This is a genomic window from Streptacidiphilus sp. P02-A3a, from assembly GCF_014084105.1.
Taxonomy (GTDB): Bacteria; Actinomycetota; Actinomycetes; order Streptomycetales; family Streptomycetaceae; genus Streptacidiphilus.
In genome coordinates, this window is the sequence record NZ_CP048289.1 from 8,135,483 (window position 1) to 8,147,444 (window position 11,962).

Annotated in this window: 9 protein-coding genes; 5 read left to right on the forward strand and 4 right to left on the reverse strand. The window is 71.8% G+C overall.

Translation table 11 applies throughout. The features are described from left to right. Window positions 1-18: 18 nt before the first annotated feature. Complete coding sequence (gene xylB / locus GXP74_RS34250) at window positions 19-1,425, reverse strand: xylulokinase (RefSeq protein WP_225448392.1); 1,407 nt, start codon at window positions 1,423-1,425, stop codon at window positions 19-21. A 118-nt stretch (window positions 1,426-1,543) separates the two neighbouring features. Here xylB and xylA point away from each other — a divergent pair, with 118 nt between their 5' ends. The 3 genes from xylA (at window position 1,544) to GXP74_RS34265 (ending at window position 4,649) form a co-directional block, all read left to right on the forward strand. Continuing rightward, window positions 1,544-2,713, forward strand: a complete 1,170-nt coding sequence (gene xylA / locus GXP74_RS34255; RefSeq protein WP_182455133.1) for a xylose isomerase — start codon at window positions 1,544-1,546, stop codon at window positions 2,711-2,713. Window positions 2,714-2,889: 176 nt separating this feature from the next. Next, entirely contained in the window at window positions 2,890-3,531 is a 642-nt protein-coding gene (locus tag GXP74_RS34260) for a DUF4433 domain-containing protein (RefSeq protein WP_182455134.1), read from the forward strand. Window positions 3,532-3,572: 41 nt separating this feature from the next. Then, window positions 3,573-4,649: a macro domain-containing protein gene (locus tag GXP74_RS34265; RefSeq protein ID WP_182455135.1), complete on the forward strand. Its 1,077-nt coding sequence runs from the start codon at window positions 3,573-3,575 to the stop codon at window positions 4,647-4,649. A 28-nt stretch (window positions 4,650-4,677) separates the two neighbouring features. Here the strand turns inward: GXP74_RS34265 and GXP74_RS34270 are convergent, their stop codons facing one another. After that, entirely contained in the window at window positions 4,678-5,430 is a 753-nt protein-coding gene (locus GXP74_RS34270; protein WP_182456831.1) for an enoyl-CoA hydratase/isomerase family protein, read from the reverse strand. A 157-nt stretch (window positions 5,431-5,587) separates the two neighbouring features. Here GXP74_RS34270 and GXP74_RS34275 point away from each other — a divergent pair, with 157 nt between their 5' ends. Next, window positions 5,588-6,376, forward strand: coding sequence for a polysaccharide deacetylase family protein (locus GXP74_RS34275; protein ID WP_182455136.1), 789 nt, complete (start codon window positions 5,588-5,590; stop codon window positions 6,374-6,376). Further along, window positions 6,376-7,629 (forward strand): YncE family protein, encoded by a 1,254-nt coding sequence (locus GXP74_RS34280; RefSeq protein ID WP_182455137.1) that lies wholly within the window; start codon window positions 6,376-6,378, stop codon window positions 7,627-7,629. The genes GXP74_RS34275 and GXP74_RS34280 overlap by 1 nt, the downstream gene beginning before the upstream one ends. A gap of 22 nt (window positions 7,630-7,651) precedes the next feature. On the opposite strand, the gene GXP74_RS34285 is transcribed toward GXP74_RS34280, so the two are convergent. Together GXP74_RS34285 and lon are read right to left on the reverse strand one after the other, a co-directional pair. Beyond that, window positions 7,652-9,025 (reverse strand): FtsW/RodA/SpoVE family cell cycle protein, encoded by a 1,374-nt coding sequence (locus GXP74_RS34285; protein WP_225448393.1) that lies wholly within the window; start codon window positions 9,023-9,025, stop codon window positions 7,652-7,654. A gap of 229 nt (window positions 9,026-9,254) precedes the next feature. Further along, complete coding sequence (lon, locus tag GXP74_RS34290) at window positions 9,255-11,807, reverse strand: endopeptidase La (RefSeq protein ID WP_182455139.1); 2,553 nt, start codon at window positions 11,805-11,807, stop codon at window positions 9,255-9,257. Window positions 11,808-11,962 lie beyond the last annotated feature (155 nt).

Below are 11,962 nucleotides of genomic sequence, written 5' to 3' on the forward strand. Positions count from 1 at the left end.
CTGGTCAGGACTGGCTGGTCAGGACTCCAACAGTGTCCCGGACCGCCGCAGCGTATCCGCAATGCGCTCCATCGCCCCGGCGTCCCGGGGCAGCGGCTCCAGCAGCACGCCCTCGGCCGTGCCCCAGCGGCGGGCGACCTCGTCCCCGGGCTCCCCGGTGAGCAGCCCCGCGGCCTGCGCCGCCGCGCCCAGGGCGACCAGCTCCCCCGCAGCCGGGATCCGCACCGGCCGTCCGGACAGCCGCCGGACCGTCTGCTGCCAGGCCGCGCCCCGCGCGCCGCCGCCGATCAGCAGCAGCTCGCCCCCGGCCTCGGCGTCCGCGCCACCGGCCGCCAGTACCTGGTCGAGCGCGGCCAGCAGCGAGTAGGCGGCGCCGTCGTAGGCCGCCTGGAGCAGCTGCCCCGGGGTGGTGTCCTGGCGCAGGCCGTGGAACAGGCCGGAGGCCAGCGGCAGGTTCGGGGTGCGCTCGCCGTCGAAGTACGGCAGGACGACGGCGGTGCCGCCCGGCTCGACCGCCTGCCGGTCCCGGCCGAGCAGCGTGGCCACCCGGTCCACCGCGAGCGTGCAGTTCAGCGTGCAGGCGAGCGGCAGCCAGGCGTCCAGCGCGTCGGCGAAGCCGCAGACCGTGCCGCTGGGGTCGGCCGGGCGGCCGGGGGTGACCGCGTAGACGGTGCCCGAGGTGCCCAGGCTGAGCACCGGGACGCCGGGGCGCAGGCCGAGGCCGAGCGCGGCGGCCATGTTGTCGCCGGTCCCGGCGGCGACCAGGGCCCCCGCCCGCAGCGGCAGCCCGGGCAGCACCGCGCCCGCCGCCTCACCCGCGCGGACGACGGCGGGCAGCATCGGCTCGGCCAGCCCGAGCCGCTCCAGCAGCGCGGTGTCATAGCCGTCCGGGGTCCACCAACCGGTACCGGAGGCGTCGCCCCGGTCGGTGGCGGCGACGCCGGTCAGCCGCTCGGTCAGGTAGTCGTGCGGCAGCCGCACCGCCGCGGTGCGGGCCGCCGCCTCGGGCTCCCGCTCCCGCAGCCACTGCCACTTGGCGGCGGTGAACGACGCCCCGGGGACGCTCCCGGCGCGCTCGGCCCAGACCTTCGGCCCGTACTCGGCGACCAGCGCGGCGGCCTGCGGAGCGGAGCGGACGTCGTTCCACAGCAGCGCCGGGCGGACCGGCTCCCCGGCCGCGTCCAGGGTGACCAGGCCGTGCTGCTGGCCGCCGACGGAGACGGCGGCGGCCCGGTCGGCCCAGCCGGTCTGCCCGACGGCCTCGCCCAGCGCGGCCCACCACTGGCGCGGATCGCTCTCGCGGCCCGCGCCGCCGCTCACGGTGTGCGCGGCCCGGCCCTCGCCGACCACCTCGCCGCTGTCCACGTCCACGGCCAGGGCCTTGGTCGACTGCGTGGAGCTGTCCACCCCGATGACCACCTGCACGACTGCCTCCAGGTTCCCGAGCCGGTCGAGGGGCTTCCCCTCGCGGCGGTCTGATACTAATTTGTTTTATGCGATGACGAATACCCCCCTCGCTGATTCCCCGACCGCTGGAGCCGACATGACCGCCCTCATCCCCACCCCCGACGACAAGTTCACCTTCGGCCTGTGGACCGTCGGCTGGCAGGGGCGCGACCCCTTCGGCGACGCCACCCGCCCGGCGCTGGACCCGGTCGTCACGGTGAACCGGCTCGCCGAGCTCGGCGCGTACGGCGTGACCTTCCACGACGACGACCTGATCCCCTTCGGCAGCGACGACAGCGCCCGCGAGGGCCACATCAAGCGCTTCCGCCAGGCCCTGGACGCCACCGGCATGAAGGTGCCGATGGCCACCACCAACCTGTTCACCCACCCGGTGTTCAAGGACGGCGCGTTCACCTCCAACGACCGCGACGTGCGCCGCTACGCGCTGCGCAAGGTGATCCGCAACATCGACCTGGCGGTCGAGCTCGGCGCGACCACCTACGTCGCCTGGGGCGGGCGCGAGGGCTCCGAGTCGGGCGCCGCCAAGGACGTCCGGGTCGCCCTGGACCGGCTCAAGGAGGCCTTCGACCTGCTCGGCGACTACGTCGTGGAGCAGGGCTACGACCTGCGCTTCGCGATCGAGCCCAAGCCGAACGAGCCCCGCGGCGACATCCTGCTGCCGACCGTCGGCCACGCGCTCGCCTTCATCAACTCGCTGGAGCACGCCGACCGGGTCGGCCTGAACCCGGAGGTCGGCCACGAGCAGATGGCGGGCCTGAACTTCCCGCACGGCATCGCCCAGGCGCTGTGGCACGGCAAGCTGTTCCACATCGACCTCAACGGCCAGTCCGGCATCAAGTACGACCAGGACCTGCGCTTCGGCGCGGGCGACCTGCGGCAGGCCTTCTGGCTGGTCGACCTGCTGGAGTCGTCCGACTACACGGGCCCGCGCCACTTCGACTTCAAGCCGCCGCGCACCGAGGACATCGACGGCGTCTGGGCCTCGGCCGCCGGGAACATGCGCAACTACCTGGCCCTCAAGCAGAAGGCCGCCGCCTTCCGCGAGGACCCGGCGGTCCAGGCCGCGCTGCGCGCCTCCCGCCTGGACGAGCTGGCCCAACCCACCGTCGGCGACGGCGAATCCCTCACCGACCTGCTGGCCGACCGCTCCGCCTACGAGGACTTCGACGTGACCGCCGCCGCCGAGCGCGGCATGGCCTTCGAGCAGCTGGACCAGCTCGCCCTCGACCACCTCCTCGGCATCTGATCCCGCTCACCCGAGCCCCTCAGCAGCTGGTCCCCCGCAGCTGCTGAGGCCAGGGGGCGCGGCCCCCGCCCGCGCCCCCCTTCCGAGCGACACCGACCTCGCACCGTCCGAAGCCAGCCACCCGGCCGTACATCGAACGACCGCGCAGTCGAAGGAACTTGTGATAGTCAGATGCCGTGACGCCGGGACACGAGCATGCCCTCCTCCACTTCACGCATCTGCGGAACCTTCCGTCCATACTCGACGAAGGGTTCATGGTCTCGGACGCGCAGATGCAAGCGCGCGGGGGCGTCCCGGCCGAGTGCGGCGACCGCAACATCAAGGCCGAACGTCGAACGCGCAAGATCCGGGTGGCACCGCACGGGGCGCCGGCTGACTACGTTCCTTTCTACTTCGCCCCGCGCTCGCCGATGCTCTACGTGATCAACAAAGGGCGAGTGGCTACCTACCAGGATGGCCAGCCTCCCCTGATCTACCTGGCCACCACCGTCGGCTCGGTCGTGGCCACAGGCCGACCCTTCGTCTTCAGCGACGGCAACTGCGCAGCAGTGATCACCGATCACTCCAATGATCTCGCCGAGATCGACAAGTTCGTCGACTGGCCACTCATGCGCGCTCCGAGATGGGCCAACACAACAGAAGACGGCGACCGCATGCGCCGCCGAATGGCCGAGTTCCTCGTACACGAGCACCTCCCGCTCGCCGCCATTGAGGGCTTCGGCACCTACGACGAGCGCGCCACCAACTCCGTGCGGGCACTTTTGGCGGAACGGGGACTCGCCACACCCGTGACTGTCAGACGAGACTGGTACTACTGAGTCACGCTAGACGCCCCAGTCCACACACGGAAAGGTACGACATGATCACCCGCGGCCACGGCAACCTGCTCCTGGCCGATGCCGACGCCCTCGTCAACACCGTCAACACGGTCGGGGTGATGGGCAAAGGCATCGCCTTGCAGTTCAAGCGTGCTTACCCAGCCAACTTCGATGACTACAAGACGGCGTGCGACCACGATGAAGTCGCTGTGGGCAGGATGCATGTCCACCATATGTCCCAGCTCGATGGACCTCGGTTCATCATCAACTTCCCGACCAAGCGACACTGGCGTTCGCCGTCGCGCCTGGAGGACATCAGCAGCGGCCTCGCGGCCCTGCGCGAAGTGATCATCAGCGAAGGCATCACCTCCATCGCGGTACCGCCCCTGGGCTGCGGCAACGGGGGGCTGCTCTGGCAGGACGTCGCGCCCCTCATCGAGCGAGCCCTGGGCGACCTGCCAGGTGTGGAAGTGCGCGTTTGGGCTCCCGAAGGGGCCCCGGATGCCCGATCGATGGTCGTCGGCACCGAGGCACCCGGCCTGACCGCCGCGCGCTCGGCCTTCATTGCGGCGCTGAATCGCTACATGAAGAGGGCTATGGACCGCGGCCTCGCATTCGAAGCCCGGGTCTCACTCATTGAGGCACACAAAATCGCCTTCTTCCTGCAACGACTCGGCCTGCCGCTGAATCTGCAGTTCGACAAGGGCGTCTACGGCCCCTACGCACCGCGCCTCGACTCGGCCGTCGCGGCGATGGAGGGTCACTACATCTTCGGCTTCGGCGACGGCTCTTCCGGCGCCAAAGCGGTCCTTGAGCTGGACGATTCGGCCGTCAAGGAGGCCGAAGGGCTGCTTGCCGACGACCAGGGCTTCCAGGACGTCGACTCACGGTTCTCGGCACTCGTGGCGGGCTTCGAAGACGCCTTCGGCCTGGAGCTGCTGGGCACGGTGCTGTTCACCGCGGACAGCCTCAAGGCTTCTCCTGCAGACCTCGACCAAGTGACCGACTACATCCACGAGTGGAACCCGCGTAAGCGTCGACTTTTCACCCGACAGCACGTTGAGACGGCGTGGGCTCGCCTGAGCGAGCAGGGCTTGATCGGAGCCCTCGTGGCCTAGGCCACGAGGGCCGACGGTTCCCTCCCCGTCAGAACCGCGGGGGGCGGCGTTCCAGGAAGGCTGCGAGGCCCTCGGCGACGTCCGGGGTGGTGCGGGAGGCGCGTTCCCAGGTCGCGGAGACCGACGCCGGATCGCCGCCCTCCAGTGCCGCGGTGACCACCTGCTTGACCGCGCCCTGGGTCTGCGCCGAGCGCTGCACCAGGGTCCGGGCGAACTCCAGCGCCCGCTGCTCCACGTCCGCCGCCACCTCCTCCACCAGGCCGAACTCCAGCGCCCTGGCCGCCGTCAGCAGCTCGCCGGAGAACAGCAGGTACTTCGCCCGGGCCGGGCCCAGCAGCCGGGCCAGCCGGGCCGTCGGCACCGGCGGGTAGACGATGCCGAGCTTCGCCGGGGTGATCCCCAGCCGCGCCTCCGGCTCCGCGAACCGCAGGTCGCAGGCGACCGCCAGCTGGCAGCCGCCGCCCACGCAGGCGCCCCGGACCACCGCCAGCGTCGGCCTCGGGAACGCCGCCAGCGCCTCCTCCGCCCGCACGTTGACCGCGTGGTACGCGTCCGCCGAGTCCGGGTCGGCGTAGACGTCCAGCAGCTCGGCGATGTCCGCGCCCGCGCTGAACGTCCCCCCGGCCCCGGTCACCAGCAGCACCCGCAGCCCCGGCTCCGCCGCCAACTGCCCCAGCAGCTCCGGCAGCGCCCCCCACATGGCGGAGGTCAGCGCGTTGCGTTTGGCCGGGCGGTCCAGCGTCAACACCGCGATCCCGTCGTCACCCAGCGTGACCCGCAGTCCGGGTACCCCGTAGCCCAGTTCCTTGCGCCCCTCGTTCACCGCTGCCCCCACTCCGTGGACCCTCCGGCCGGCCGGTGCCGACCCCGCGCCACTGTACGGCCCCCCTTGGACCGCTCACCGTGCGTGTTCCGGCGATCACCATAGGATTTATCCAATGATTCACTTCGAGCGTCGCGAGCTCCTGCGACTGGCCGCGCTGGGCGCCGCCGGTTCGCTCACCGCCGCCTGCGCGGACGGCAGCGCACCCCGCGCGGCCGTCCAGGCCGCCGACACCAGCACCACCCCCGCCGCCGGGACCAGCACCGCGCCGGACGCCGACGCGCTCCCCCGATTGGCCGCGGGGCTCCCCTTCGAGATCAGCACCGGACCGCGCACCCGCCCGGCGGTCGCGCTCACCTTCCACGGGCAGGGCGACCCGGCCATCGCCGCCGCGCTGCTCGCCGAGGCCGCCCGGGCCGACGCCCGGATCACCGTACTGGCGGTCGGCAGCTGGCTGGACGAGCAGCCGCAGATGGCCCACCGGATCCTCGACGGCGGCCACGAACTCGGCAACCACACCCAGACCCACCGCTCGATCTCCGCGATGGCGCCCGACGCCGCGTACCAGGAGATCGCCCGCTGCGCCGCGCGCCTGAAGCAGCTGACCGGCACCACCGGGCGCTGGTTCCGGCCCTCCCAGGCGATGGACTGCACCGCCACCGTCGCCGCCCAGGCCCGCCGCGCGGGCTACAGCCACTGCCTCGGCTACGACCTGGACTCCCTCGACTACACCGACCCGGGACCGGACGCGGTGACCCGCACGGTACTGGACGCGGTCCGCCCCGGATCGGTGGTCAGCATGCACTTCGGGCACCCCGGCACGGTCGCCGCGCTGCCCGCCATCCTCGACGGCCTGCACCGGCGCGGCCTGCGCGCGGTCACAACCTCGGAGTTGTTCAGCTGATGCCCATCTCCGCTTCCACTCCCCCCGCTCCCGTCCCCGCTCCCGCCGTCCGCGCGCGCCAGCGGCTGCTGTCGATCACCGTGGCCGCCGCGCTGGTCGGCGGCGGGCTGCTGCTCTCCGCCTGCGGCGCCGCCAAGCCGAGGTCCTGGCAGGCGGCGGTCGCCCCGGTCGGGCAGGCCTCCGCGACCGGCGCCGGAACCGGCGTCCCGCTGAGCGTCGACGAGCACCTCCCCGGGATGCCGCCGCTGCTCTCCCCGACCGACGTCTACGCGGCGGACCGGCCCGGCGCGCTGTCGCCGGTGGTCCGGGACTTCCCCTCGCGGATCTACGTACCGAACACCCTGTCGAACACCGTCACCGTGATCGACCCGGCCACCTACAAGGTGTCGTACACCTTCGACGTCGGCCACGAGCCGCAGCACGTCGTCCCCTCCTGGGACCTGAAGACGCTGTGGGTCAACAACGACCTCGGCAACAGCCTGACCCCGGTCGACCCGGTCACCGGCAAGCCGGGCACGCCGGTCGACGTGCACGACCCGTACAACCTGTACTTCACCCCGGACGGCAAGTACGCGGTGGTGATGGCCTCCAACGACCACGCCCTGGTCTTCCGCGACGCGCACACCATGAAGGTGGTCAAGTCCGTCCCCTCGCAGTGCGCCGGGGTCAACCACGCGGACTTCTCCCCCGACGGCCGCTACTTCATCGTCTCCTGCGAGTTCTCCGGCGACCTGCTCAAGGTCGACACCGAGAAGATGCAGATCGTCGCCAAGCAGAAGATCCCGTTCCCGGGCTCGATGCCGCAGGACGTCAAGATCTCGCCGGACGGCAAGGTCTGGTACATCGCCGACATGATGGCCAACGGCGTCTGGGAGCTGAACGGCGACACCTTCGCCACCCCGACCCTGCTGCGGACCGGCGCGGGCGCGCACGGCCTCTACGTCAGCCGGGACTCCAGGTACCTCTACATCTCCAACCGGGGCGAGGGCTCGGTCTCGGTGCTGGAGTTCGGCACCGGGCGACTGGTGCACAAGTGGCAGATCCCCGGCGGCGGCAGCCCGGACATGGGCGGGGTCTCCGCCGACGGCAAGGTGCTGTGGCTGTCCGGCCGCTACAACTCCGAGGTGTACGCGATGTCCACCGAGGACGGCCACCTGATCGCCCGGATCCCGGTCGGCGAAGGGCCGCACGGACTGTGCGTCTACCCGCAGCCGGGCCGGTACTCCCTGGGCCACACCGGCGTCTTCCGCTGAGCCCCTCCGCGGGGAAGGGGGCTCAGTGCTCCATCTCGGCCCGGGCGGCGGCGATCTCCTCGGCCGAGATGGTCAGCGTCGCGGCCGGGTCCGGCGCGGGCTCCAGGTCGGTCCGCCCGGCGGCGTCACTGAGCTTGATCATCAGCGCCACCATGATCCAGTTGGCCACCATGGACGACCCGCCCTGTGCCAGGAACGGCAGCGCCTTACCGGTCTCCGGGATCAGCCCGATCACGCCGCCGATCACCACGAAGATCTGCAGGATCAGCGCCGCCGCCAGCCCGCCCGCCGTCAGCTTGCCGAACGGGTCGGTCAGCCGGACCGAGGTGCGCAGGCTGCGCTCGGCCATCAGCACGTACAGCATGATGATCACCATCACCCCGGCCGTGCCCAGCTCCTCGCCGAAGGGCGCGAGGATCCAGTCGCTCCGGTCGGCGAAGCCGATCAGCCACGGCTGGCCCTGGCCCAGGCCGGTCCCGAAGAAGCCGCCGTGCCCGAGCGCGAACAGCGCCTGCGCCTGTTGGTCGGACGCTCCGGAGTTCGTACTGGCGAAGACGGCCATCGGGTGCAGCCAGCCGTTGATCCGCCCCTCGACGTTCGCCGAGGTCGATCCGACGGCGTAGGCACCCACCGCCGCCATCAGCAGGCCGATGACCACCCATCCGGTCCGCTCGGTGGCCATGTACAGCATGATGATGAAGATGCCGAAGACGATCAGTGAGGTGCCGAGGTCGACCTCGAAGACCAGCACCAGCAGACTGACCACCCAGATGGCGATGATCGGCCCCAGGTTCCGCCCGCGCGGCAGGCTGACCCCCCAGACCTTCCGGCCGACCAGCGCCAGCGCGTCCCGGTTGGCCATCAGGTACCCGGCGAAGAACACCACCAGCGAGATCTTGGTGAACTCGTCCGGCTCGATGGTCTGGCTGCCGATGTAGATCCAGCGCTTGGCGCCGTAGGTGGACGGGAAGAACGCCGGGGCCATCAGCAGCACCAGCGACCCGGCCATCAGCACGTACGGGTAGTTCGCCAGCCACCGGTGGTGCTTGACGAAGATCACGAAGGCGGAGAACACCAGCACCCCGATGACCAGCCACTCCACCTGCCCCTTGGCCAGCGGGTTGGCGATCGAGGGGACGCCCGCGTGCTCCTTGGCGTCCGAGATGTCCAGCCGGTGGATCATGGTCAGACCCAGGCCGCTGAGCAGCACCGTGATCGGCAGGATCAGCGGGTCGGCGTAGGCCGCCCAGCGCCGGACCACCATGTGCGCGCCCAGCGCGACCACGGTCAGGCCGCCGACCTGGAGCGCGAAGCCGCTCGGCATCTTGCCGGTCAGCGCCAGCACCGCCTCCGCGTCACCGAAGGCGGCGATGGCGATGGCGAACAGGATCAGCACCAGTTCGAGGTTGCGCTTGCGCCCGCTCCCCGGCCCGGGGCCACTTACCGCCGCACCTCGTACGCCCATCGTCCGAACCCACCCACCCAACTCGCCGTCGAGAACCGTCGCATTCTCGCAGGTCTCGTCCTCTGGATGGACGGCCCCCTCAAAGCGACGGTTCCCGACGGTTCGCTGGGTCCCGGCTGGGTCCCGGCTGGGTCCCGGCTGGGTCCCGGCTGGGTCCCGGCTAGGCCGCCGCGACCTGGTGTCCGGTCGCGGCGGTGTGCGTGGTGGCCGGTTCCAGGGCCAGCTCAAGCGCCTGGCGGACGTCCGAGACCGGGTGCACGGTCAGCCGCGCCAGCACCTCGGCCGGGACGTCGTCCAGGTCAGCGGCGTTGCGCGCGGGGATCAGCACGGTGCTGATCCCGGCCCGGTCGGCCGCCAGCAGCTTCTGCTTGACGCCGCCGATCGGCAGCACCCGCCCGGTCAGCGACACCTCGCCGGTCATCGCCACATCCGCCCGCACCTTGCGTCCGGACAGCAGCGAGGCCAGCGCAGTGGTCATGGTCACACCCGCGCTCGGTCCGTCCTTCGGCACCGCCCCGGCCGGGACGTGCAGGTGGACGCCCCGGTCGCGGAGCGAGGTGACCGGCAGCTCCAGCTCGGCGCCGTGCGAGCGCAGGAAGGAGAGCGCGATCTGCGCGGACTCCTTCATCACGTCGCCCAGCTGCCCGGTCAGTGCCAGGCCGGTGGAGCCGGTTTCCGGGTCGGCCAGCGACGCCTCGATGTAGAGGACGTCGCCACCCGCGCCGGTGACCGCGAGGCCGGTGGCCACACCGGGTACGGCGGTGCGCCGCTCGCCGGGCTCCTGCGCCGCCTCCGGCGTGTGCCGGGGGCGCCCGATCAGGCCGCGCAGGTCCTCCACCGCGACGGTGCGCGGCAGCTCGGCCTCGCCCAGCTCCTGCTGCGCGGTGACCTTGCGCAGGATCCGGGCGACGGCCCGCTCCAGCCCGCGCACGCCCGCCTCGCGGGTGTACTCGCCCGCCAGGCTGCGCAGCACCGCCTCCTCGACGGTGACCTCCTCCGCGCCCAGACCGGCCCGCTCCAGCTGCCGGGGCAGCAGGTGCTCGCGGGCGATGACGACCTTCTCGTCCTCGGTGTAGCCGTCCAGCCGGACCAGCTCCATCCGGTCCAGCAGCGCCTCCGGGATGGCCTCCAGTACGTTCGCGGTGGCCAGGAACACCACGTCCGAGAGGTCCAGCTCGACCTCCAGGTAGTGGTCGCGGAAGGTGTGGTTCTGCGCCGGGTCCAGCACTTCGAGCAGCGCGGCGGCCGGGTCGCCCCGGTAGTCCGAGCCGACCTTGTCGATCTCGTCGAGCAGCACCACCGGGTTCATCGACCCGGCCTCCTTGATCGCGCGCACGATCCGGCCCGGCAGCGCGCCGACGTAGGTACGCCGGTGCCCCCGGATCTCGGCCTCGTCGCGGACGCCGCCGAGCGACACCCGGACGAAGGAGCGGCCCATGGCCCGGGCGACGCTCTCGCCGAGCGAGGTCTTGCCGACGCCGGGCGGGCCGACCAGGGCCAGCACCGCGCCGCCCGCGCGCCTGCCGGTGGCCTGCGGGGTCTCGCCTGCCGACCCCTGCGGGGTGTCGCCGACCGGCGCGAGGCCCCGGTCCGCGCGCCGCTTGCGCACCGCCAGGTACTCCACGATCCGGTCCTTGACGTCGTCCAGGCCGAAGTGGTCGGCGTCCAGCACCGCGCGCGCCCCGGCGATGTCGTAGGCGTCCTCGCTGCGCTCGTTCCAGGGCAGCTCCAGCACGGTGTCCAGCCAGGTGCGGATCCAGCTGCCCTCGGGCGAGGCGTCGGAGGAGCGCTCCAGCTTGTCGACCTCCTTCAGGGCCGCTTCGCGGACCTTCCCGGGCAGGTCGGCGGCCTCCACCCGGGCACGGTAGTCCTGCTCCTCGGAGGCGCTGTCGCCCTCCAGGTCGGCCAGCTCCTTGCGCACCGCGTCCAGCTGGCGGCGCAGCAGGAACTCCTTCTGCTGCTTCTCCATGCCCTCCTGGACGTCCTTGCGGATGGTCTCCGCGACGTCCTCCTCGGCCAGGTGCTCGCGCAGCAGCCGCAGCGACTCCTTGAGCCGGGCGACCGGGTCCAGCTCCTCCAGCACGGCGACCTTCTGCGCGCCGCTGAGGAAGGGGGCGTACCCGATGTTGTCGGCCAGGTCGGAGACGTCCTCGATCTGCGCGACCCGGTCGACCACCTGCCAGGCGCCGCGCTTCTGCAGCCAGGTGGTGGTCAGTGCCTTGTACTCGCGGACCAGCTCGGCGACCGCGCCGGGCACCGGGTCCGGCACCGGCGGTTGCTCCACCGGCTCGGCCTGCACCCAGAGCGCCGCGCCCGGGCCGGTCGTTCCGCCCGCCCGTCGCCCGCCGCCACCCTCGTTCGAGTCGCTGGGCGACACCCCCCTGACGATCCGGACCCGGCGCACCCCGCGCACCAGCGCGGCCGGGTCGCCGTCGGCCAGGCGGCCGACCTGTTCGATGGTGGCCAGGGTCCCGATCGCGCCGTAGGAGCCGTCGATCCGGGGCACCAGCAGCACCCGTGCCTTGCGGGCGCCGGCGACCGTGCGGATGCCGGGGGCCTGCGCCCCGGAGTCCCGCACCGCCGCCTGCGCGGCCTCCACGGCGGCGCGGACCTCGCCGTCGGAGAGGTCGAGCGGAACGACCATGCCGGGGAGCACCGCTTCGTCGTCGAGCGGCAGTACCGGCAGGGTCAGCGTGGTGGACGTCGAAGCCATGATCTCTCCCCAGTCACTGAAGTTGAGTTACCTGGACTAAAGGAGATTGACCCCCTCCGTGTTCCCCGGGCCCGTTCGCTCTGAGCGATCAGGGCTCCGGCTGTCCTTTAACGCTGAACCTTGCGGATTCCAGTTCAACCTTGCGAGGGAAGTTG

What these genes read in the sequence shown, in the direction of transcription:
- GXP74_RS34275 (WP_182455136.1), top strand. Translation starts at nt 5,588, where the DNA reads ATGATTCACTTCGAGCGTCGCGAGCTCCTGCGACTGGCCGCGCTGGGC.
- lon (WP_182455139.1), bottom strand. Translation starts at nt 11,807, where the DNA reads ATGGCTTCGACGTCCACCACGCTGACCCTGCCGGTACTGCCGCTCGAC.
- GXP74_RS34280 (WP_182455137.1), top strand. Translation starts at nt 6,376, where the DNA reads ATGCCCATCTCCGCTTCCACTCCCCCCGCTCCCGTCCCCGCTCCCGCC.
- xylA (WP_182455133.1), top strand. Translation starts at nt 1,544, where the DNA reads ATGACCGCCCTCATCCCCACCCCCGACGACAAGTTCACCTTCGGCCTG.
- GXP74_RS34265 (WP_182455135.1), top strand. Translation starts at nt 3,573, where the DNA reads ATGATCACCCGCGGCCACGGCAACCTGCTCCTGGCCGATGCCGACGCC.